At 71.6% G+C, this 22,659-nt stretch carries 18 protein-coding genes; 12 read left to right on the top strand and 6 right to left on the bottom strand.

Features of this window, described 5'->3' with window-relative positions:
* Nucleotides 1-59: 59 nt before the first annotated feature.
* Nucleotides 60-968: a LysR family transcriptional regulator gene (locus tag ACFVH0_RS03390; RefSeq protein ID WP_385817766.1), complete on the bottom strand. Its 909-nt coding sequence runs from the start codon at nucleotides 966-968 to the stop codon at nucleotides 60-62.
* Nucleotides 969-1,080: 112 nt separating this feature from the next.
* Here ACFVH0_RS03390 and ACFVH0_RS03385 point away from each other — a divergent pair, with 112 nt between their 5' ends.
* A complete protein-coding gene (locus tag ACFVH0_RS03385) occupies nucleotides 1,081-2,082 on the top strand; it encodes an aldo/keto reductase (RefSeq protein WP_385817765.1) in 1,002 nt (333 codons plus the stop codon).
* 76 nt (nucleotides 2,083-2,158) lie between these two features.
* Here the strand turns inward: ACFVH0_RS03385 and ACFVH0_RS03380 are convergent, their stop codons facing one another.
* Complete coding sequence (locus ACFVH0_RS03380) at nucleotides 2,159-3,580, bottom strand: amidase (protein ID WP_385817764.1); 1,422 nt, start codon at nucleotides 3,578-3,580, stop codon at nucleotides 2,159-2,161.
* Between the two features lie 47 nt (nucleotides 3,581-3,627).
* On the opposite strand from ACFVH0_RS03380, the gene ACFVH0_RS03375 reads away from it, so the two are divergent.
* Genes ACFVH0_RS03375 through ACFVH0_RS03365 form a run of 3 tightly spaced genes read left to right on the top strand, consistent with a single transcriptional unit; the run spans nucleotide 3,628 to nucleotide 5,743 of the window.
* Complete coding sequence (locus ACFVH0_RS03375; RefSeq protein WP_385817763.1) at nucleotides 3,628-4,278, top strand: TetR/AcrR family transcriptional regulator; 651 nt, start codon at nucleotides 3,628-3,630, stop codon at nucleotides 4,276-4,278.
* Nucleotides 4,275-5,153 carry an alpha/beta fold hydrolase gene (locus tag ACFVH0_RS03370; RefSeq protein ID WP_385817762.1) on the top strand — a complete coding sequence of 293 codons (879 nt, stop codon included), beginning with the start codon at nucleotides 4,275-4,277 and terminating at the stop codon, nucleotides 5,151-5,153. The genes ACFVH0_RS03375 and ACFVH0_RS03370 overlap by 4 nt, the downstream gene beginning before the upstream one ends.
* A 32-nt stretch (nucleotides 5,154-5,185) precedes the next feature.
* A complete protein-coding gene (locus ACFVH0_RS03365) occupies nucleotides 5,186-5,743 on the top strand; it encodes a DinB family protein (RefSeq protein WP_385817761.1) in 558 nt (185 codons plus the stop codon).
* Between the two features lie 69 nt (nucleotides 5,744-5,812).
* Here the strand turns inward: ACFVH0_RS03365 and ACFVH0_RS03360 are convergent, their stop codons facing one another.
* From ACFVH0_RS03360 to ACFVH0_RS03350, 3 genes are read right to left on the bottom strand one after another with little or no spacing between them, the layout of a single operon-like run.
* Entirely contained in the window at nucleotides 5,813-6,220 is a 408-nt protein-coding gene (locus tag ACFVH0_RS03360; protein WP_385817760.1) for a GntR family transcriptional regulator, read from the bottom strand.
* A gap of 45 nt (nucleotides 6,221-6,265) precedes the next feature.
* On the bottom strand, nucleotides 6,266-7,240 hold the full coding sequence (locus ACFVH0_RS03355; RefSeq protein ID WP_385817759.1) for an ABC transporter permease: 975 nt from the start codon (nucleotides 7,238-7,240) through the stop codon (nucleotides 6,266-6,268).
* Nucleotides 7,237-8,181, bottom strand: coding sequence for an ABC transporter ATP-binding protein (locus tag ACFVH0_RS03350; protein WP_385817758.1), 945 nt, complete (start codon nucleotides 8,179-8,181; stop codon nucleotides 7,237-7,239). Before ACFVH0_RS03350 ends, ACFVH0_RS03355 begins: the two co-directional genes overlap by 4 nt.
* Before the next feature lie 206 nt (nucleotides 8,182-8,387).
* On the opposite strand from ACFVH0_RS03350, the gene ACFVH0_RS03345 reads away from it, so the two are divergent.
* From ACFVH0_RS03345 to ACFVH0_RS03325, 5 genes are all read left to right on the top strand, one after another.
* Nucleotides 8,388-9,221, top strand: a complete 834-nt coding sequence (locus ACFVH0_RS03345; RefSeq protein WP_385817757.1) for a M55 family metallopeptidase — start codon at nucleotides 8,388-8,390, stop codon at nucleotides 9,219-9,221.
* Nucleotides 9,214-10,566 (top strand): M20/M25/M40 family metallo-hydrolase, encoded by a 1,353-nt coding sequence (locus tag ACFVH0_RS03340; protein ID WP_385817756.1) that lies wholly within the window; start codon nucleotides 9,214-9,216, stop codon nucleotides 10,564-10,566. Before ACFVH0_RS03345 ends, ACFVH0_RS03340 begins: the two co-directional genes overlap by 8 nt.
* 21 nt (nucleotides 10,567-10,587) lie before the next feature.
* The gene (locus ACFVH0_RS03335) at nucleotides 10,588-12,567 is read left to right on the top strand and encodes a prolyl oligopeptidase family serine peptidase (RefSeq protein ID WP_385817755.1); all 1,980 of its coding nucleotides are present in this window, start codon (nucleotides 10,588-10,590) and stop codon (nucleotides 12,565-12,567) included.
* Nucleotides 12,564-13,508, top strand: a complete 945-nt coding sequence (locus tag ACFVH0_RS03330) for an LD-carboxypeptidase (RefSeq protein ID WP_385817754.1) — start codon at nucleotides 12,564-12,566, stop codon at nucleotides 13,506-13,508. The genes ACFVH0_RS03335 and ACFVH0_RS03330 overlap by 4 nt, the downstream gene beginning before the upstream one ends.
* 127 nt (nucleotides 13,509-13,635) lie before the next feature.
* Nucleotides 13,636-15,456, top strand: coding sequence for a CocE/NonD family hydrolase (locus ACFVH0_RS03325; protein ID WP_385817753.1), 1,821 nt, complete (start codon nucleotides 13,636-13,638; stop codon nucleotides 15,454-15,456).
* Between the two features lie 72 nt (nucleotides 15,457-15,528).
* Here ACFVH0_RS03325 and ACFVH0_RS03320 read toward each other — a convergent pair whose 3' ends face one another.
* Nucleotides 15,529-16,674, bottom strand: coding sequence for a substrate-binding domain-containing protein (locus tag ACFVH0_RS03320; RefSeq protein WP_385817752.1), 1,146 nt, complete (start codon nucleotides 16,672-16,674; stop codon nucleotides 15,529-15,531).
* A gap of 345 nt (nucleotides 16,675-17,019) precedes the next feature.
* Here ACFVH0_RS03320 and ACFVH0_RS03315 point away from each other — a divergent pair, with 345 nt between their 5' ends.
* From ACFVH0_RS03315 to ACFVH0_RS03305, 3 genes are read left to right on the top strand one after another with little or no spacing between them, the layout of a single operon-like run.
* Nucleotides 17,020-18,348 (top strand): ABC transporter substrate-binding protein, encoded by a 1,329-nt coding sequence (locus tag ACFVH0_RS03315; RefSeq protein ID WP_385817751.1) that lies wholly within the window; start codon nucleotides 17,020-17,022, stop codon nucleotides 18,346-18,348.
* Nucleotides 18,349-18,403: 55 nt separating this feature from the next.
* Nucleotides 18,404-21,589, top strand: a complete 3,186-nt coding sequence (locus ACFVH0_RS03310) for a hypothetical protein (protein WP_385817750.1) — start codon at nucleotides 18,404-18,406, stop codon at nucleotides 21,587-21,589.
* The gene (locus ACFVH0_RS03305) at nucleotides 21,586-22,656 is read left to right on the top strand and encodes an oligogalacturonate lyase family protein (protein ID WP_385817749.1); all 1,071 of its coding nucleotides are present in this window, start codon (nucleotides 21,586-21,588) and stop codon (nucleotides 22,654-22,656) included. The genes ACFVH0_RS03310 and ACFVH0_RS03305 overlap by 4 nt, the downstream gene beginning before the upstream one ends.
* Nucleotides 22,657-22,659 lie beyond the last annotated feature (3 nt).

The following is a 22,659-nucleotide window of genomic DNA, read 5'->3' as shown; positions in this document are numbered from 1 at the left end:
ACAGGAAGCGGGAGCGTTCGCGAGGGCACTGGGCGGATGACCACCGGCACCGCCCGCCGTCACGGCGCGGCAGTGTCGCCGCTCGCACCGACGCTTCGGAGCAGCGTCATCAGTTCCCGCGCGCCGGGGCTCATGTACTGGGCCGCCGGGAGCACCACGACGCTTTCGTAGCAAGGCTGTTGCGGCTCTTCGAGGCTCAGCGTCACCAGCCCCCGGGCCTCCGGCTTGCGGGAGAAATGATGCGGCACCAGCGCGATGCCGAGCCCCTCGTGCACCAGCTCCAGCAGGCTGTGTACGTCATTGACCTCCAGCCCCACCGTGCGCCGCACCCCCGCCCGGCCGAACGCCCCGTCCGCCGCCCGCCGCGGGCCCCAGTCCGGGTGGAAGTCGATGAAGGACTCACCGGACAGCTCACGCCACGCGACGCGCTCCGCCGCCGCGAACCGGTGGCCCGGCGCACACAGCACGACCATGGGCTCGCGCGCCAGCGGAATGAGATCGCCGCGCCACTCGTCGGCACGGACCGTCGCGGCGAAGGCGGCGTCGAGCCGCCCGCCGGCCACCCCGTCCACCAGGCTCGTGGTGCCCTCATTGCGGAGCCGGATCTCCATCAGCGGATGCTTGCTGTGGAAGGCCGCCAGCAGACGCGGCACATGCACCCCGGGCACGCACTGTTCCACGCCCACCGACAGGGTGCCGCGCAGCAGCCCCCGTACCGCGTCGACGGCATCCCGCGCCGCCCGGGCCCCCGCCAGCGTCCGCTCGGCCTCCACCAGCAGCGCCTGCCCCGCCTCCGTCAGCCGCACGCTGCGAGTGGTGCGGCTGAACAGCGGTGTCCTGAGCTCGTGCTCCAGGGCCCGGACGGAGGCGGAGAGCCCCGACTGCGACACGGCGAGGCGCTCGGCGGCACGGGTGAAGTGCTGTTCCTCGGCGACGGCGACGAAGTGTTCCAGCTGACGCAGCTCCATGATTGAGAAATATAAGCGCTGAATCCCAGCAGAATCTTCTGTTGGACTGCTGGATCGTTGTCGGCCAACCTGAACCCTGCGCACCGCACCCGCCCTCTTCCGTGGAGTCCGCATGTACCTTCCGTCCGCCGACCGCTATCAGGCCATGCCCTACCGGCGCACCGGACGCAGCGGACTGCTGCTTCCCGCGCTCTCCCTCGGTCTGTGGCACAACTTCGGCAGCGACAGGACGCCGGAGACCCAGGGGCGGATCCTGCGGCGGGCCTTCGATCTCGGCATCACCCACTTCGACCTCGCCAACAACTACGGACCGCCGCCCGGCGCCGCGGAGTCCACGATGGGACGGGCACTGAGGACGGACTTCGCCCGGCTCCGGCACGAGCTGGTCATCTCTACCAAGGCGGGCTACCTGATGTGGGAAGGCCCGTACGGGGAGTGGGGGTCCAGGAAGAATCTGCTCTCGTCGCTGGACCAGAGCCTCACCCGGCTCGGCCTCGACCACGTCGACATCTTCTACTCGCACCGCCCCGACCCCGACACTCCGCTGGAGGAGACGATGGGCGCGCTCGACTCGGCGGTGCGTCAGGGCAAGGCGCTGTACGTCGGCATCTCCAACTACTCGCCGGAGCAGACCCGGGAGGCCGCCCGGATCCTCGACGGGCTGGGCACACCGCTGCTCATCCACCAGCCGCGCTATTCGATGCTGGACCGCACGGTCGAGGACGGCCTGCTCACGGCGCTCGACGAGCTGGGCACCGGATCGATCGCCTACTCGCCGCTGGAGCAGGGCATCCTCTCCGACCGCTATCTGCGAGGCATCCCGGAAGGCTCGCGCGCCGCGGGCAGCAGCCCCTTCCTGACGCCCGACGCGGTCACCCCGGAGCTGGTGGACCGGCTGCGGGCGCTCGACCAGGTGGCTTCCGAGCGCGGGCAGTCCCTCGCGCAGATGGCGCTCGCGTGGGTGCTGCGGGGCGGCCGGATCACCTCCGCCGTGGTCGGGGCGAGCAGCGTCGCCCAGTTGGAGAACAGCGTCGAGACGGTCCGGCACCTGGAATTCGCCGACGAGGAGCTGGCCAGGATCGAGGAGATCCTCAAGGGGCAGCCCACCGGCTGAGCCGGTCGACGCCCCGGCCCCGGTGCCGCTGTCGCCGGAAGGCAGGGCGGCGAGGTGTTCTCGCCGCGCCACCCCCTCACGCGGAGATGCCCCGGGCCCGGCCGCCGTAGCGGTGGGCCCACGGCAGCGCCTCCTCCAGTGCGGCCGAGACGCCGAGCAGCAGGTCCTCGCGGCCCCATCCGGCCGTGAGCGAGACCCCGAGCGGCAGGCCCTGCGAACTCCAGCCCAGCGGAAGGCTGATGGCCGGGAAACCGGTGGCGTTCGCCAGCACGGTGTTGCCGGTGAACGCGGTCATCGCGGCCAGCTCCGCCGCCGGGTCGGCGTCGTCGCGGAGCTGGCCGACGAGCGTCGGCGGGGTGGTCACGGTCGGGGTGATCACCACGTCCGCGTCCGCGTGGTCGAGTGCCCAGGCGCGGGCGCGGGACTGGACCAGGCCGATCGAGGCGGCCAGCTCCGCCGAGCTGAACTCCTGGGCCCGGGAGCGGAGATGGCGGACGATCGGACGCAGTGACGACCCGTCGAGCGTCATGGTCCTGGATCCGACCAGTGCCGTGAACATCACCCGGAAGCCCTCGGTCAGCTCGGCGTCCGGCGCCTGGTCCCGGGCGAACACATCGTGCCCGAGGCCCGCCAGTGTACGGGCGGTGAGCTCCGCGGCGGCGGCCACCTCGGGATGCACGGGCGAGCCGGAGACCGACCCCTGGGCGAGTGCGATCCGCAGCCGCGGCACGGGTGTGTCGCAGGCGCGCTCGTAGCTGTCGACCCGGGGCGGATGCACGGTGCCGGCACCGGTACGGGTGGTCAGCGCGTCGAGGAACGCGGCGGTGTCGCGGACGGTGCGGGCGAGCGGCCCGCGTACGGAGAGCCCCATCCCGTCATTGCCGTCCGGGCCCGCGGTGACCAGTCCCCGGCTCGGCTTGAGCCCGACCACCCCGCACGCGCTCGCGGGGGAGCGCACCGACCCCGCGGTGTCACTGCCCTGCGCGATCGGCACCAGCAGCGCGCCGACCGCCGCCGCAGCGCCGCCACTGCTGCCGGCCGCGCTCCGGGTGAGGTCGAACGGGCTGCGCGCCGGGCCGGACACCTCGGGCTCGGTGTAGCAGGCGGCCCCGAACTCGGGGACGGTGGTCTTGCCGAGGCTGATCAGTCCGGCGTCCGACATGACGTTCACGATCTCGTCGTCGTGCCCGGGAATCCAGTCGCGGAACAGCGCCGACCCCAGTGTGGTGCGTACGCCCGCGGTGGCCTCCAGATCCTTGACCGCGGTGGGCACACCGAACAGACGCGGCAGGCCGGTGCGATCCGTCGTGCGCAGTACGCGCTCGGCCTCGGCCGCCGCGATGCGGGCCCGGTCGGCCGACACGGTGGTGAACGCCCCCACCCGGTCGCCGTCCCCTATCCGGGCCAGCAGATGATCCACGACTTCGGCGGGACCGGTGTCGCCGCTCTCGTAGGCGGCGGCCAGCTGTAGAGCGGTGAGGTCGTGCAACTGCGTCATGCGCGCTCCCATTGAAGTTTCGTTACGCGTATCGATATGGTGCGGTCATGGTGGTCGAGAAGGCAAGCACTCCGAAGAACGGACGTCCCCGGGCGGTCACGCTCGACGCGGTCCTGGACGCCGCGACCGAGCTGGCCGACGACCGGGGGCTGGATGCCGTGACCTTCCGCGCACTGGCCGACCGGCTGGAGGTGTCACCGATGGCGATCCACCGCACGACGGGCGGCATCGACGCACTCCAGCACGCGCTGGTGTCCCGGATCGTCGGCGAGGTGACCCGGTCGGTGGACTGGCCGGACGACTGGCGCGGCATCGTCCGGCTGTTCGCCGACACGCTCCACGACCTGCTCATGCGGCACCCCGTCATCCTGGAGGCGCACCGCCGCGCCTCCTTGGTCGGGCCCGGCGCCGACGACGTCGCGTACCGGGTCGTGGCGGCGCTGCGCAGTGCCGGGCTCGACGAGGAGGCCGCCGCGTACGCGTACGGCACCCTGCACGACTTCGTCACCGGGCACGTGGCGATCCGCCTCGGCCGCGGTGATCTGGAACTGATCCAGCTCCCGCCGGAACGCCGGGCCGCGTCCGTGTTCGCCGACCACCACGACTACGACCGCAGGTTCTCCTTCGGCCTCGACTTCGTCATCGGCGGAATCGCCGCCGCTGCCGCCAACCCCGCATCGCACGAGGAGCAGAGATGACCACCTCCCTGCCGGACTCGCCGGAACTGCCCAGGACGGACCGCCTGACGGCCCCGGACGGGCGCCGGATCGCGTACTGCTCGTACGGCGATCCCGCCGCCCCGCCCGTGATCGTGCTCCACGGCACTCCCGGCAGCCGCTACGAGGGCCTCGCGCTGCGGCAGGCGGCGGTGGACGCGGGCCTGCACCTGGTCTTCCCGGACCGGCCGGGGTACGGGGAGACCGACCCCGTGCCCGGTCGTGGCTTCCACCGCTGGAACGACGACTTCGTTGCCCTGCTCGACCACCTCGGCCACGAGCGGGCCACGCTGGTGGCGATCTCGGGCGGCGGCGGATACGCGCTCTCGGCGGCCCAGAAGCACCCCGGGCGGGTCACCAGGCTGATCCTCGCCTGCGCCGCCGTCCCCGGAGCCCCCCGTGCCGCGTACGCGCGCCGGATCCCGCTGGTCAAGTGGATGAACCGGATCGTCGTCTGGGCCCCGGCGCTCGCCCGGCCGATGCTCGCCGGGAAGGGGATCTTCAAGAAGACGAGGCGCGAGCCGAACCTCGACGCCTGGCCCCGCTCCGACCGGCTGATCATGAGCACCCCCGCCTTCCGGGCCCTGTCCGAGGTGGACACCGACGAGGGCCAGCGCCAGGGCGTGGACGCGGCCATCACCGACCTCGCCGGCTACGCCCGCCCACTGCCGGACCCGCTGGACTCGGTCTCCGTACCGACCCTGTTCCTCCACGGCGACGCGGACGGCAATGTCCCCATCGAGGTGGCGCGCTGGGCGCATGCCCGGATCCCGGGCTCCGAGCTGCGCACCGTCCCCGACGGCGGCCACCTGTTCCTGCTCGCGGACCCGGAACCGCTCCTGCGGGAACTGACCTGAGCGGTGAGCCCGCCGGTGTGAGGATGGCCGCCATGACATGGACGGCACCTCGTATCGAACGCACGACAGCCGACGGCGACCAGCTGAACGTACCCAGCACCGCGCACGAGCGGGCGATGCTGGAAGGGTGGCTGCGCTGGCACCGGGAGACCCTGCTCACCAAGTGCGCCGGGCTCACCGCCGTACAGCTCGCGCACACCACTGCCGAGCCGTCGGGTCTCACCCTGCTCGGGCTGGTACGGCACTTGGCCGAGATCGAACGCTGGTGGTTCCGGCGGAGTTTCGCGGGTGAGCCCATCGGTGATGTCTTCACCGCCCCGGGCGACGGCGACGAAGGACTCGAAGGCGTCGACGCCGCTCACGCCGAACGCGACTTCGCCGCCTACCGGGCCGAGGTCGAGGCGTGCGAGGCCGCCGTGGCGGGGCGGGGTCTCGACGAGACCTTCGTGTCGGCCACCCGCGGCCGGACCGTCAGCCTGCGCTGGGTGTTCCTGGTGATGATCCAGGAGTACGCCCGCCACAACGGCCACGCGGACCTGCTGCGCGAGCGGACCGACGGCGCCACGGGCGACTACCCGCCGCCGGGGTGAGAAACGGCTGCTCCGGTCCCGGGGAGGGACCGGAGCAGCCGCACACCACGACGCCCGCGGAGGCGTCCCTCAGCCGGCGTCCGCCCCGCCCGGATACACGGCCGCGAAGGCCGACCGGAAGAGTGCGTCGACCTCCGGGCCGCTGAGGCCCTGCGCCCGCGCCTCGTTCAGCCACTCGGCGAGCGACGTGCGCAAGGGGGAGTCGGCGCCCGCCTGGGGCGGGACCAGGGAGCGGGTGATGAAGGTGCCCGCCCCCTGCCGGACCTCCGCGAGCCCGGCGCGCTCCAGCTCGCGGTACGCCTTGAGGGTGGTGTTCGGGTTGACCTTGGTCTCGGCGGCGACCTGAGCCGCCGTGGGCAGCCGGTCACCCTCCTCCAGGGCGCCCATGCGCAGCGCCTGTTCGACCTGTCGCACGATCTGGAGGTATGTCGCCACTCCGCTGCGCCGGTCGATACGGAACACGACCACTGCCTTCACCTCCCGTTCGGCTGTCGAAAACCTGTGTACCTGCGTCGGCAGGTCCTAGAGGGGCCGACGGGACACCCGCCACAGGACGAACGCGGTGAGCACGACGGTACCCGCGAGCAGGATGCCCGCCCCGGTCCACTGCATGGCCGGCATCTGGTCGAAGCCTAGGTACTCGTACACATTGTCCACGATGCCGTGCTTCTTGACGCACGCGTCGGAGGCCGCCTCGGTCGTCTTGGCGCACAGGCCCCAGCCGTAGAGATGGCCGTCGGCGGAACCGATCCAGCGGTCCACCTCCAGCGACTCGTTGAGCCGCGCGGGCATGTCCGCGTCGAGCGGGTAGGTGATCGTGCGGGTCGGGGCGAGGTTGACGATCATCCGGTCCCAGACGACCCCGGCGGCCCCGGCGAAGACGAACGTGATCGCCATGGACATCAGGACGCGGCGGACCAGCACGCCGATGGTGATGCCGGCGGCGGTCATGAAGAGGCAGAGCGCGGGGAGCACCGGGCCGGTGGCATCGAACAGCGACCCGTCCGACCAAAGGGTGGGGAACACCGAACGGTAGGGCTTCCACCACCAGGTGAACAGCGCCGAGAGCACCGCGGTGGTCACGAGCACCGCCGCGTAGATCCAGGCGAACTTCGTCGCCACCCAGCGCCGGCCCGACACCGACTGGGTGGTGACCAGCTGCGCCGTGCCCTGTTCCTGGTCCCCCGCGATGAGCGGGGCACCGATGAACACGGCGAGGATCAGCGGCAGTCCGCCCAGCGCGGTGACGACGAGACCCACACCGTCCGAGTCGAACGACGGCTGCGCCAGTTCCTTCCCCGGCCAGCCCGCGGCGTCCAGGACGTCCTTCATGCGGCTGCGCTCGTAGACGAGCCAGATCGAGCCGAGGACCGTCACGGCGAGCAGGCTGAGCAGCGCGGCCCGGTGCTGGCGCGCGACGAGCCAGCTCAGCCCGCGCAGCAAGCGGGGCCCGGGGGTGCGCCCGGTCGGGGGCGCGTCGGTCAGGGTGGTGCTCATGGGGTGTGGCTCCCTTCGGCCTGGATCCGGGCACCGGGCGTGAACAACGGGGGCGCGTCCGGCGAGCGGAGGTGCGCCAGCAGCACCTCTTCCAGGCTCGGTTCGGCGACCACCCAGTCACCCGACAGCGGGCCGTTCGGGCGGACCAGCGCGTGGAACTGCCGGCCCTGCACGCGGTACTGGATCACGGTGTGCGGGGCGAGCGCGGCGGCCGGGTCGCCGTCCGTGGCGAGCCCGGTCACCAGCGAGTGGGCCGGGACGAGCGCGTCCGCGTCGCCCGCCATCCGGATCCTGCCGTCGGAGACGACGAGCAGGTAGTCGCACATGTCCTCCAGCTCGGAGAGCATGTGGGAGGACATCACCACCGTGGTCCCGCGCTCGACCGCCTCCGACATCAGCAGGGTGCTCATGTCGTGGCGGGCCAACGGGTCGAGGTCGGACATCGGCTCGTCGAGCAGCAGCAGATCGGGCCGCTTGCCGAAGGCCAGCGCGAACGCGACCCGGGTGCGCTGGCCACCGGAGAGCGTGCCGACCCGGGCGTTCATCGGCACCTGGCCGGACCGCACGATCCGCTCCGCCGCGGCCATGTCCCAGCCGGGGTTGAGCTCGGCGCCCATGCGCAGCGTCTCGGCGACGGTGAACCGCTTGAACAGCGGCTTGTCCTGGCCGAGGAACGCGAACTTCGGCATGACCCCGGGGTCGTCCACGGGCACGCCGAAGATCCGGAGGTCACCTTCCGTGGGCTGCACCTGACGGGTCGCGATCCCCAACAGGGTGCTCTTTCCTGCTCCGTTGGGGCCGACGAGACCGCAGATCCGGCCGGCCGGCAGCCGGAACGAGATGTCCTGCAGCGCCCAGCCGCGACGGTAGCGCTTACCCAGACCGCGGGCCTCCAGGGCCCAGGCGCCCGACGCGCCGTCCGGAGTGAATGCGTCTGCCATGCACTTCGCCTCAATTTCATTAGTCAATTAATGGAATCATGGTCTGGGGTGGTGGAAAGTGTCAAGCCGCGCCGGGCGGCAGCCCCGGAAGGACGTCCGTGATGCGGCTGTTCGGGGCGTGCGTCGCACTCTCTTCGGAGGACTGGACCATTGAACGTCTCCGAGGCTCTGGCCTGGCGGTTCTCGGGCGCGTAGCGTGACCCGGCATGAAGATCCTGATCAGCGCGGACATGGAGGGCGCCACCGGTGTGACCTGGCCGGCCGATGTGCTGCCGGGCACTCCCCAGTGGGAGCGGTGCCGTGCCATGTTCACCTCCGACGTGAACGCGGCGGCGCTCGGTTTCTACGACGGCGGCGCCGACGAGGTCCTCGTCAACGAGGCCCACTGGTCGATGCGCAACCTCCTGCTGGAGCGGCTCGACGACCGCGTCCAGATGCTCACCGGCAGGCACAAGTCCCTCTCCATGGTCGAGGGGATCCAGCACGGTGACGTCGACGCCATCGCCTTCGTCGGCTACCACACGGGCGCCGGCACGGAGGGCGTGCTCGCGCACACCTATCTCGCCAACTCCATCACCGGGGTCTGGCTCAACGGCGCCCGCGCGAGCGAGGGGCTGCTCAACGCGCACGTCGTGGCCGAGTACGGGGTGCCCGTCGTCCTCGTCACCGGCGACGACCTGACCTGCGTGGACGCCGAGGGGTACGCACCCCGGGCCCGCAAGGTCGCCGTCAAGGACTACGTGTCGCGGTACGCGGCGGTCTGCCGCACCCCGGCCCGTACCGCCGCCGACATCCGGGCCGCCGCGAAGGACGCCGCCGCGCTCGCCGTGCGGCACACACCGGTGGAGGGCGGACCCTTCACCGTGGAGATGGAGTTCGACGCCGAACACCTGGCCCAGGCGGCCACCGTCGTCCCCGGCGTGGCGGCCGCCGGCGAACGGCGCGTCGCGTACACCAGCGCGACGATGTACGAAGGAATCCGCACGTTCAAGGCGGTGACGACGATCGTGTCGTCCGCCGTGGAGGAACAGTATGGCTGAGGCGACCTACCCCCAGGAGAGCACCGGCGGCGTCGACCGGCAGGCGCTCGACGAATCGGTGACGTTCACCTCCGGACTGATCCGGATCGACACCACCAACCGAGGCGGCGGCGACTGCCGCGAACGCCCGGCCGCCGAGTACGTCGCCGAACGGCTGGCCGACACCGGACTGGAACCCACCCTGCTGGAGCGCACCCCCGGACGTACCAATGTGGTCGCCCGGATTCCCGGCACCGACCCGTCCGCCGACGCCCTGCTCGTCCACGGCCACCTCGACGTGGTCCCCGCCGAGGCCGCCGACTGGTCCGTGCACCCCTTCTCCGGCGAGGTCCGCGACGGCGTCGTCTGGGGGCGCGGCGCCATCGACATGAAGAACATGGACGCGATGGTCCTGGCCGTCGTACGCGGCTGGGCACGGGCCGGCGTCCGGCCCCGCCGCGACATCGTGATCGCGTACACCGCCGACGAGGAGGCCAGCGCCGAGGACGGCTCCGGCTTCCTCGCCGACCGGCACGCCGAGCTCTTCGAGGGCTGCACGGAGGGCATCAGCGAATCCGGCGCCTTCACCTTCCACGCCGGACCGGACCTGCCGCTCTACCCGATCGCCGCGGGTGAACGCGGCACCGGCTGGCTGAAACTCACCGCGCACGGCAAGGCCGGGCACGGCTCCAAGGTCAACAAGGACAACGCGGTCAGCGCGCTCGCCGCGGCCGTCGCCCGGATCGGCGAGCACCAATGGCCCGTCCGGCTCACCCCGACGGTCCGCGCCGCGCTCACCGAGATCGCCGCCCTGCACGGCATACACCCCGACCTGGACGCCCCCGGCTTCGACGTCGACGAACTCCTCGGCAAGCTCGGCCCCGCCGCCGACCTGGTCGCGCCGACCGTCCGCAACAGCTCCAACCCGACCATGCTGGAGGCCGGGTACAAGGTCAACGTGATCCCGGGCCACGCCACCGCCTTCGTCGACGGCCGGATGGTGCCCGGCGGCGAGGACGAGTTCCACGCCACCCTGGACCGGCTGACCGGCCCCGACGTCGACTGGGAGTTCCACCACCGCGAGGTCCCGCTCCAGGCCCCGGTCGACTCGCCGACCTTCGCGAAGCTGCGCGCCGCGATCGAACGCTTCGACCCGGCCGGCCATGTCGTCCCGTACTGCATGTCGGGCGGCACCGACGCAAAGCAGTTCTCCCGGCTCGGCATCACCGGCTACGGCTTCTCACCGCTGAAGCTGCCCGTCGGCTTCGACTACCAGGCGCTGTTCCACGGCGTCGACGAACGTGTCCCCGTCGAGGCCCTGCACTTCGGTGTCCGGGTCCTCGACCACTACCTGCGTACTGCCTGACCGCTACAGGGGGAATCGATCATGCTGCCCACAGGGGCTCACGGAACCTGGCCGTCGCCGATCGACGCCGCGCTCGCCGCCTCCCACGACGGGCGCCCGGAGTACGTCGGCGCTGTCGGCGACGAGGTGTGGTGGACGGAGCCGCGCCCGGCCGAGGCCGGCCGCCGCGCCCTGGTCCGCCGCCGGGCGGACGGGAGCACCGACAGCGTGCTGCCCGCCCCGTGGAACGTACGGAGCCGGGTCATCGAGTACGGCGGACGGCCCTGGGCCGGGGCAGCGCGGACCGAGGACGGTCCGCTGATCGTCTTCGTCCACTTCGCCGACCAGCGGCTGTACGCCTACGCCCCCGACGGGCCCGGCGAACCCGTACCGCTCACCCCGGTCCCGGCCACCGCCGGCGGACTGCGCTGGGCCGACCCGCAGCTCCACCCCGACCGCGGCGAAGTCTGGTGCGTCCTGGAGGAGTTCACCGGCGAGGGCCCCACCGACCTGCGCCGGGTGATCGCGGCCGTACCCCTGGACGGCTCAGCAGCCGACGACCGCGCCGCGGTCCGCGAACTCACCGACGACAGCAGCCGGTTCGTCACCGGACCCAAGCTCTCGCCCGACAGGAGGCAAGCGGCCTGGATCGCCTGGGACCACCCCCGGATGCCGTGGGACGGCACCGAGGTGATGCTCGCGGACGTGGCCGGGGACGGGACCTTCCACCGCCCCCGCTCCTTCGCCGGCGGCCCCGAGGAATCGGTGCCGCAGATCGAGTGGGACGCCGACGGGCAACTGCTCCTCGCCGGCGACCACAGCGGCTGGTGGAACCTCTACCGGGCCGACCCGGACCGGGGCATGGTCGCGCTCTGTCCCCGCGAGCAGGAGTTCGCCGGACCGCTCTGGAAGATCGGCCTCGACTGGTTCCGGCCGCTGGACAACGGCCTGATCGCCACCATCCACGGCAGGGGCACCACCACCCTCGGCATCCTCGACCCGCAGACCGGTGAACTCGTCGACGTCGCCGGGCCCTGGACCGAATGGGCCGAGACGCTCGCCGTGCACGGCAGCCGGGTCATCGGCGTCGCCGCGAGCCCGTACAGCTCCTTCGAGGTGGTGGAGCTGGACACCGCGACCGGCCGCACCCGGGTCATCGGGTCACCGCACCAGGACGCCGTCGATCCCGCGTACTACCCGCGCCCCGAGGAACGCACCTTCACCGGGCCCGACGGACGCGAGATCCACGCCCACGTCTACCCGCCCCGCAGCCCCGACCGGACCGGCCCCGAGGACGAGCGCCCGCCCTTCGTCGTCTGGGCGCACGGCGGCCCCACCGGCCACGCCGCACTCGTACTCGACCTGGAGATCGCCTACTTCACCTCGCGCGGCATCGGCGTCGCCGAGGTCAACTACGGCGGCTCCACCGGCTACGGCAGGGCATACCGCAACCGGCTGCGCGAACAGTGGGGCGTCGTCGACGTCGAGGACTGCGCGGCCGTCGCCGCGGCGCTGGCCGACGAGGGCACGGCCGACCGGCAGCGGCTCGCCATCCGGGGCGGCAGCGCCGGCGGCTGGACCACCGCGGCCTCGCTGACCGGCACCGATGTCTACGCCTGCGGAACGATCATCTACCCCATCCTCGACCTGACCGGCTGGGGAACCGACGAGACCCACGACTTCGAGTCGCGGTACCTGGAGTCCCTGGTGGGCCCGCTCGCCGAAGTCCCGGAGCGCTACCGCGAACGCTCGCCGGTCAGCCGCACCGACCGGCTGACCACCCCCTTCCTGCTGCTCCAGGGACTGGACGACCCGATCTGCCCGCCCGTCCAGTGCGAGCGGTTCCTGGCCGCGCTCGACGGACGCGGCATCCCGCACGCCTACCTCACCTTCGAGGGCGAGGGACACGGGTTCCGGCGCGCCGACACCATGATCCGCGCCCTGGAGGCCGAACTCTCCCTGTACGCCCAGACCTTCGGGATCGAACGTACCGACGTGCCGCGGCTGGAGCTGAAGAAGTGACCCTCGCACCGCTGACCCGCCCGGCCCGGCTGCGCCCGGGGGCCAGGATCGCCGTCGTGTCACCCAGCGGGCCGGTGCCCGCCGACCGCCTCGAAGCGGGCCTGGACATCCTGCGCGGCTGGGGCCTGGACCCCGTCGAGGCACCGCACGCCCGCGACGTACACCCGGAGCTGGATCATCTCGGCGGTACGGACGAGGCGCGGGCCAGGGATCTCCAGGAGGCCTGGTGCGACCCGGCGGTGGACGCGGTGATCTGCGCCCGCGGCGGGTACGGCGTACAGCGGATGGTGGACCTGGTCGACTGGGCGGCGATGCGCGCGGCCGGACCCAAGGTTTTCATCGGCTACAGCGATATCACCGTGCTCCACGAGGCGTTCGCCCTGCGCATGGGGCTCGCCACCCTGCACGGCCCGATGGCCGGCACCGAGACCTTCCTCAAGGACCCGGACACGCAGGAGTCCCTGCGGGCCACCCTGTTCGAGCCCGAAGCGGTACGGACCCTCGGCCTGCCCACGGCGCGGGCGCTGGTCCCCGGCCGCGCCCGCGGGATCACCTACGGCGGCTGTGTGAGCCTGCTCGCCGCCGAACTGGGCACCCCGCACGCGAGGACATCGGCCCGGGGCGGGCTGCTGGTGATCGAGGACACCACCGAGGACCCGTACGGCATCGACCGCATCCTCACCCAACTGCTGCGGGCCGGGGCGCTCGACGGGATCGCGGGGGTGGCCTGCGGTTCCTGGGCGGGCTGCGGCCCGTACGAGAAGGTGCGGGCCGTGCTCGCCGACCGGCTGGGCCCGCTGGGCGTACCCGTCGTCGAGGAGCTGGGCTTCGGACACGGCCCTACCGCGCTCACCATCCCGCTCGGCGTGCCGGCCGTGCTGGACGCCCCGGGCGACGGCGGCCCCGCCACCCTGACGGCCGAGGTGCCGGCACTGCTCTGAACGGGCGTGAACGGTAAAGAAGTTGAGCGACGTTCACGAAACACCCCTCCCAGCGTTGACATCACTATGACGCGTGTCACAGCATGAGCGCGATCCGTTACTTACCGGTTGGTAAGTCGCCCTCGGTGTGGAGGTCTTCGTGTCGCGTGCTGTTTCCCGCCCCCGGTCCGGGTACCGGACACTCACCCGGAAGTCGGCCGCGTACGTGGCGGGAGCCGCGCTCGCCGCACCGCTGGTCCTCACCGGTGCGGCGCGCGCCACCGCGGCCGAGCCTTCCCAATACACCGTCACCCCGCTGAAGTTCACCCTCCAGGCGGGCGGCCGCTCCTGCACCGTCGACGCGGATCTGTACCGACCCGCCGGGGTCGACGCACGGCATCCGGCCCCCGCCGTGCTCGCCACCAACGGCTTCGGCGGAAGCAAGACGGACGGCTCGACCGACGCCATCGGCAAGGCCTTCGCCTCCCGCGGCTATGTCGGCCTGGTCTACTCCGGACTCGGCTTCGGCAAGTCGGGCTGTCTCATCACCCTCGACGACCCGGCCATCGACGGCCGGGCCGCCGCCGGGCTCATCGACTTCCTCGCCGGAACCCGCGCCGCCGACGACGGCACGAAGGCCGACTACGTCACCGAGGACGGCGAGGGCGACCCCAGGGTCGGCATGATCGGCGGCTCCTACGGCGGCGCCATCCAGATGGCCACCGCCGCCGTCGACCGGCGCGTGGACGCCCTCGTACCGCTGATCACCTGGAACGACCTCGCGTACGCGCTCGCCCCCAACAACGCCGGTACCCGCACGGGTGTCTCGTCCGACACCCCCGGGGTGTTCAAGTGGCAGTGGACCAACGGCTTCTACCTCATGGGGGAGGGGCAGACGATCCTCAACGCGAGCCTCGACCCGTCCCGGTTCAACAACCTCACCTGTCTGCACTTCGCGACCCGGGCCTGCGACACCATCCGGCTGCTCAACTCCGGCCGCTTCCCGGCCGACCGGACCGCCGAGATGCTCGACTACGCGCGCAGCGTGTCACCCGTCGACCACCTCGGCAAGGTCAAGGCACCCACCCTGCTCGTCCAGGGCCAGACCGACAGCCTGTTCAACCTGAACGAGGCCACCGCCACGTACGAGACCCTCAAGGCGCAGGGCACCACCACCAAGATGATCTGGCAGGCCTGGGGCCACAGCGGCGGGCAGGTGCCCGGCGAACTCGACCTGGGCAAGGGCAACCTGGAGACCAGCTACGTCGGGCAGCGCGTCCTCGCCTGGTTCGACCGCTACCTCCAGCACCGGAAGAACACCGACACCGGACCCGGCTTCGCCTACTACCGCGACTGGCGGAGCGGCTACGGCACCGCGGACTCCGTACCGGCCCTCTCGCGGAAGCTGTACCTGTCCGGCGACGGGAAGCTCGTCGACAACCGGTCCGAGGTCACCCGGGGCAGTCGCCAGTACGTCAACTGGCTCGTCCCCACCAGCCATTCGGAGAACTCGCTCGCCGGACTGATCGGCCTGCCCGACCCCAAGCCCTATGACACCAAGGGCACCTACCTCGGCTGGAGCAGCGCCCCGCTGGCCTCGCCCCTCGATGTGGTCGGCGCGCCGAAGGCCACCCTGAAGGTCGTCTCGCCGAAGACGGAGCGGGTCCAGAACAGTGGCGACGCCGCCGACAAGCTCGTCCTGTTCGCCAAGGTCTACGACGTCGCACCGGACGGCAGCCGGACACTCGTGAACCGGCTGGTCTCCCCGGTGCGGGTGCCGGACGTCACGCGCTCGTTCACCGTGCAGCTGCCGGGCATCGTCCACCGGTACGAAGCGGGCCACCGGCTGGAGTTCGTGATCGCGGCCAGCGACAGTGCGTACTCGGGCAACCGGGGAATCAAGCCGGTCACGGTGGTCAGCGCCCCGCAGGACACCGGTGTGCTGGAGCTTCCGGTGGTCGGCGGCTAGAACCTTTCCTACCGGGAGGGGCACCGGCACCTCCCGCAAGGTATCGGGCCGACCGTGAGCCGGCCCGATACCTCACGCACGTCCGGCGCCGACCACCCGCAGGTAGGCCTGCGCGGAGTCACGCGTGCGGATCCCGACGGGCAGCAGGATGTGCCGCACCTCGTGCGGACCGTCCGGGTTCCGGATGCGCCGGGCGAGCATCTCCATGGCCCGGCGGCCCATCTCCCCGGAGGGGAGCCGGGCGGCGGCCACCGTCAGGGGAAGCAGGTCGAAGGGACCGGCATCGTCCATGCCGGCCAGCTCGATCTGACCGGGCACCTCCAGACCGAGGACGGACAGGTCCCGGGCGGCGTGCGCCAGGGTGTGGCCGTTGGCGCAGAGCAGCACGGTGGGCGGCTCCGGGCGGTCGAGGAAGGCCGTGAGCATCGCCAGTCGGCGGTCGTCGGGGAGCCGGTGATAGGTCGTCAGGGCGGTGAGCTCCGGCGAGACCAGGATGCCGTGCTTCCGCAGCGCCTGGACGTGCCCGGTGAGCCGCTCCGTCACGCTGGTGACGTCGGTCTCGTCCCAGAGCGTGGCGATCCGGTGGTGGCCGCGCTCGATGAGGTACTCGGTCAGCTCGAACCCCACCGCGTAGTTGTCGAAGACGACGGCGTCGCTCGGGGACTCGGGGTGGTAGCGGTCGATCATGACGACGGGAACGCCGCACCGCGCGAGCTCGGCCAGCGCCGGTGAGTCCGCGCCGCTGTCGACGGGGTAGAGCACGACCCCGCCGGCGCCCGTCTCCAGGGCCAGCCGCAGGGCGTGTTCCTCCGCCTGCTTCGAGCCCTTGGAGTTCGACAGGAACATCCGCAGACCCTCCTCGCCGCACACCGACTCGATGCCGTCGACGACCGCCGACTGGTGCGCGCCGCGCCCGTGCATCACACAGGCGACCGAGCGCTCCCGCTCCCCGGCGCCGGGGCCGGGCAGCGGTGAGCCGCGCTCCGCCACGAACGTTCCGCGCCCCCGGTGCCGGATCAAATAGCCCTCGACGACGAGTTCGTTCAGGGCCCGCACCGCGGTCGTGGAGCTGACGCCGAATCTCTCGCAGACCTCACGCTGACTGATGAACGGCTGGTCGGCCTCGTAGGCACCCCGGTCGATGTCCGCGACGAGGTCCCGCTTCACCATCCGGTAGAGCGGTTCCTGGCCGGTGCCGTCCCGCTCGGCCTCGGTCATGCTGCCCCCATCGCTCACCACACCACTCCCTTACGCGTTAACGCGCTAAGGATAACTCCGGGCAGCTTTCGGGCGGAAGACGCATCACAGCCGCGCGGCCCATGTGGTGGGCGGGAACGAACAACGGCGCTCATAGTGTGTTAACTGCACGAACTCCGGCCCGGATTCAGGGAAGTTGACCTAAGTATCTTTACGCGTTAACGCGCTATTGCTAGCTTCTGCTCAGCCCGATCCGAAGCCATGGGAGCCATGGGAGCCATGATGACCAAACCAGCGCACAGGCCAGCCGGCAGACGGACCGGGAGCCGCCGGACGAGACTCGCCGCTATCGGAGCGGCCCTGCTCATGGCCGTCTCCCTCACCGCCTGCGGGAGCGGCAGCGGGGAGGGAGGCAGCACGGACGGCAGGACGGAGATCACCGTCGCCGGCATGCCGCCGACCACGCTGCCGGCCGGCCGGAAGGACTTCCTCGCCCAGGTCAGGGCCTTCGAGAAGGCCAACCCGGACATCAGGGTCAAGCCGACCGACGCGCTGTGGGACGCCAAGACCTTCCCCGCACGCCTGGCCTCCGGCCAGTTGGAGACCGTGTTCCGGGTGCCGCTGACCTATCCGCCGGACATGATCGAACGTCACCGGATCGCCGATCTGAGCAAGGAGATCAAGGCACTTCCGCACGGCGCGGAGTTCGACAAGCGGCTGCTCGCCCCGGTCACGGACTCCGACGGGAAGGTGTACGGGATACCCACCGAGGTGTACTCCGTCGGCCTGGTCTACAACCGCGAGCTGTTCAGCAGGGCCGGACTCGACCCCGACAAGCCGCCCGTCACCTGGGACGAGTTGCGCACCGCCGCCAGAACCATCACGGACCGGACCGGTGTCCCCGGCTTCGGCATGCACACCACCGACAACACCGGCGGCTGGATGCTGACCACCATGACGTACTCCTACGGCGGCCGGATGGAGAAGGAGGCGGAGGGCAGACAGGTCACGGCCTTCCGGGACGGCCCGACCGGCAGGGCCCTCGCCCTGCTGAAGGCCATGCGGTGGGACGACGGATCGATGGGCGAGCAGCAGCTGCGCGGCACCGACGACCTGACCCGCGACTTCGCCGGCGGCAAGGTCGCCATGCTGCTGGGTTCCCCCAGCACCTACGGTGCCTATGTCGCCAAGTTCCGCGGCAGGCCCGGAGTCTACGGACAGGCCCCGCTTCCCTCGGAAGGCGAGAAGTCCACCCTGCTCGGCGGCGGCGTCGCCGTCGTCTCGCCGAAGGCGGACCGGGCCCAGCGCCGCGCCGCCGCGAAGTGGATCGACTTCTTCTATCTGAGGCCCAAGTACGATCCCGCGCTGGCCGCCGAGCGCACCGCGCGGGCCGCCGCCGACAAGAACCCCGCCGGTGTCCCCGGCCTCCCCTTCTACGACGCGAAGGTCTCCGGCCCGGCCACGGCGGCCGAGCGCGAGCACTCCAACGTGCCGCTGGAGAACTTCACCCCCTACCTCAACAGTCTGGGCACCACCCGGTACGTCGTCGAACCACCCGTCGCGGCCCAGGAGTTGTACGCGGCTCTGGACAGCGCCGTACAGGCCGTACTGACCCGGGAGAGCGCCGACCCGGACGAGGAACTGGCGAAGGCGGACCGCAGGATCGGCCCGGCCCTCGAACGGTCGCAGCGGTGACACCGACGCGATGAACGGCACGGCACCCCAGTTGGCTCCAGGAGAGGGAACACACATGTCCGGAGCACCACCGAGAAAACCGCTCACCCGGCTGCGCCGCACACTCACGGCGTTCGCCGTCGCGACCCTGGCCGCAACCCTGATCCAGGCACCTGTCGCCGCACCGGCCCACGCCCTGGCCGCCCGGGCCACCGCGGTGCTCGGCGCGCAGCCCACGTACGAGGGCATCGAACGGGCCTGGCCCGGCGACCGGGACAAGGACCCCGCCCACGCGGTGCGCGAAAAGGCCGGACGGAGCTGCTGGACGATGTCCGGCGACCCGTACAACCGGTACCTGTACGTCGATGTGGCGGCCGGTGCCATCCCCGCCGGGGCAAAGCGGGCCGTGGTCACGGTCGACTACTTCGACTCGGGCGCGGTCGGAATGAACCTCCAGTACGACTCGCGGTCCAACGCCTTCACCGGGGCGACCGGTGTGGCACTGAAGGGCACCGGAACCTGGCGGAGCCACCAGTTCGAGCTGGGTGACATCCGGTTCGCGGACCGGGCCAACGGTGCCGACTTCCGGCTCGATGTGCAGGCGACGGCCGAGAACATGCCGCCGGTCTGCTTCAGCCGGATATCCGTCGAATTCACCGATGCCCCGCTGCTCGACATCACCTCGCGCCGCCTGCTGTTCACCCAGGGCGCGGACCAGGGCCCGATCACCTTCGCCTCCGCGGCCGGCCGGATCGCCTGGTCCGTCGGAGATCCGAACGGGGTACCGCTGAAGTCCGGCACGGCGCAGGTCATCGACGGACGGGCCGCCCTGGACATCAAGGATCTCGGCCCCGGCTACTACACGCTCACCGCCACCGCCGACTCCGGCGCCCCGGTGACGCGGACGACCTCGTTCGGCGTGGTCGCCCCGCTGCCCGCCAAGGACCCGTACTACGCCGTGGCCATGCACTACGGCTGGCAGCCCGGATGGGAGGACGCACTGATCGACTCCGCCGCCACCGTCGGCTGGAGCGAGGTCAGGTCCGACGTCAACTGGGCGATGGAGAAGCAGAAGGGCGTCTACGACTTCGGCTCCTACCCCCTCGACGCGGGACTGAAGAACGCGGCGAAGCGCGGCATCAGGACCATGCCGATCCTCGGATACCGCAACCCGCTCTACGACGGCGGCAGGACACCCAGCACACCGGAGGGCCTGGCCGCCTTCGCCAGGTTCGGCGCGGCGGCGGCCGCCGCCTACGCCCCGTACACCAATGACTTCTCCGTCTACAACGAGTACAACTCGACCGGCTTCAACGACGGCGCCTGCGGCATCACCGCCAAGTGCTACTACGACATGGTCAAGGCGGTGAAACAGGCCATGCCGGACGCCAACCTGGTGGGCCCCACCTCGGCCGGCACCCAACTCGACTGGCACGACGACTTCATCGCCCGTGGCGGCCTGGACCAACTCGACACCTTCAGCGTCAACTACTACAGCAGCACCGGCGACAGCCCCAGCACGCCTCCGGAGGAGATCAAGGCCCTGGGGGAGTTCACCCAGCTGGTGAAGAAGGTCGAGGCGCGCAAGAAGATGCCGGTCTGGGTCACCGAGAACGGCTGGCCCACACACACCGCGGGCTGGACCGAGGCCCAGCAGGCCGACTACCTGATCCGTGCCCAGACGCTGGCCCGCGCGGCCGGTGCCGACAAGTTCTTCTGGTACGACGTTCTCGACGACGGCGACAACCCCGGCGAACGCGAGCACCGCTTCGGCCAGTTCCGCCGCGCCGGGGGCGGCGTCCAGGGGCTGGCCCCGAAGCCCTCCGCCGTCTCCAACGCGGTCCTCATCCGGCAGACCGCGGGCAAACGGCTCGGCGCCCGGCAGGACGCGGGTGATCCGGCCGTCCACGTCTACCCGTACGGCACCACCACCCGTTCGCTGTGGGCCACTTCGCCCAGGACGGTCTCGGTCCGCACCGACCGGCCCCTTGCGCTCACCGACCAGTTCGGCAGGCGCAGCACGCTCACCCCGACGGCCGGGCGCATCACGCTCGGACTCGACGGCAGCCCCGTCTTCCTCGAAGGACCGGTCACCGGTGTGGCGGTCACCGGCTCGCCGCTCTCGCTGAGCACGGCCGCCCGGTCGGTCACCGGCGCCGCCCTGAAGGTGACGCTCACTGCGGACCGCACCCGGGCGGGCGCACTGCCCCGCCGGCTGCCGGTCACCGTCGACGGTGTGCGCGGCACACTGACCACCAGGCCGGGCACGAAGACCTCGCTCACGCTCACCGTCCCGGCCACCGGGCAGACCGGCGTGCGTGATGTCGACGCGTCCGTCGGCCGGCAGGCCCGGCTGCGCACCACCACGAAGGTGGTTGAGCCGTACACCGTGACCGGTCGGCCCGACATCCGCAGGAATGGCGCGGGACTCACCGTACGGCTCACCAACAACGACCCGGAACGGGCGCTGGCGCCCGCGCCGGTCGGCTGGAGGGTCGGTCCCTGGACGGGCACGATCGCGGAACCGGATCCCGTCCCCGCAGGGAAGTCCTTCGAGCGGACGGTCGAACTGCCCTTGGGGGCAGCGCAGTTCACCTCCTACGCCTACTCCGTCACGACCGGCGACGCCACCGAGTCGGGCTCGCTCAGCTTCAGCCCCGTCGAGCCGGCGGCCGACACCACCCTCGCCCCGGTCGACCTCGACTCCCAGGGGGAGTGGGTGAGTCTGCGGGGCGGCACCAGGAGCGGACCCGACGATCTCTCCGGGACGATCCGCTACACCCACACCGACAAGAACCTGATCCTGGACGCGGTCATCAAGGACGACGTCCACAACGCCGACCGGACGGACCCCTCGGCGGCCTGGCAGGTCGACTCCCTTCAGTACGACCTCTATTCGGGCTTCCCCGGCACGACCGACGGCAACCGGGTCGAGGTCGGCGCGGCGCTGCTGCCGGGCGGACCCGTCGCGTACACCTGGACCCCGCCGCCGGGGCAGCAGGCGGGTCCGACACCGGGTGCGGACGTCTCCGTCGTGCGCGACGGGACGGCCGGGACCACCACCTATCGGCTGGCGGTGCCCTGGACCTCGCTCGGCTTCGACCGGGCGCCCACCGGGACGTTCGGACTGTCCTTCCTCGTCAACGACGCCGACGCGAGCACCGCCACCGACGCCCGGGACGGCTACCTCCAATGGGGCGCCGGCGTGGGCTCCGCGCCCAAGAACCCCGCGCGGTTCCGGTCCGTGAGGCTGGTGCGATGACGGTCCTCCTCAGCGGTGCCCACCTGCCCTACCCGCACACCAACGGATTCCACGCCGACGGCGAACGACTCGTACTGACCAGGTACTCCCCGACCACCGGGGCCCTCGGACTCACCAGCGTCCGCTGGCGCGACGGGGATCCGGCCGCACGGAACCTGTACGAGGCAGAGCCCAGCACCACGGGGCCGGAGCAGCTGCTCTGGCCCGATGCGGCCCTGGCCGCCGAACGCGTCGCCTGGGTCCGCGACGATGCCGTCCACGTTCTCGACCTGGACTCCCGGGCGGCCCCCGAGCGGCTGTACGCGGCCGCCCCCGGGCACACCCTGCAGAACCTTTGCTCCCTCACGGCGGCGGGCGACCGGGTGGTGGTGATGGAACAGCCCGAGGACCGGGACGCGCCGGTGACCTGCCTGGAGATCTCCGTGTCCACCGGGAGGGCCGACGAGCTGTTCACCAAGGACTGGTTCGCCAACCACCCCGCCCACAGCCCGTACGACGAGTCGTGGCTGACGTTCGCCCACGAGGGCCCCTCCCGGCGGATCCCGGACCGCGTCTGGGCCCGGCACCCTGCACGGGCCCCGGAGGGCCGCTGCGTCTTCGACCAGGCGGCGGAAGGAGGAACGCTCGCCGTGGGCCACGAACGCTGGATGTTCCACGACCTGGGCGCCCTGGTGTGCGCGTACGGTGAGGGCGAGGCGGGCCCGCGCGGCCTGTACGCACTCCACCCGGACGGCCGCCCGGCCCGCCTGGTCAGCGCGGGCGAACGCGACTGGCACTGCGACATCAGCCGTGACGGACGCCGGGCCGTCGTCGACACCTCCGGGCCACTGGACGCCCCGGGCCGGGGCTGGCAGAACGCCGGGCAGGTCTCCGACGTGGTGCTCGTCGACATCGCCACCGGCGCCCGGACCCTCCTGGCCCGGACGGCGGCCGACCGGCACCCGAGGCACCCGCACCCGGTGTTCACGCCGGACGGCACCGCCGTCCTCCACAACCACGGCGACCCGTCGACCGGCGAGGTCGCGGTGGTCCGGGTGCCGCTGCCCCGGGAGGATTCCAGCCGTTAGGCT

The sequence above is a fragment of the Streptomyces sp. NPDC127117 genome, from assembly GCF_042677325.1.
Lineage (GTDB): Bacteria > Actinomycetota > Actinomycetes > Streptomycetales > Streptomycetaceae > Streptomyces.
The sequence above is the reverse complement of the archived record's forward strand: the minus strand, read 5'-3'. Positions and strand labels throughout refer to the sequence as shown.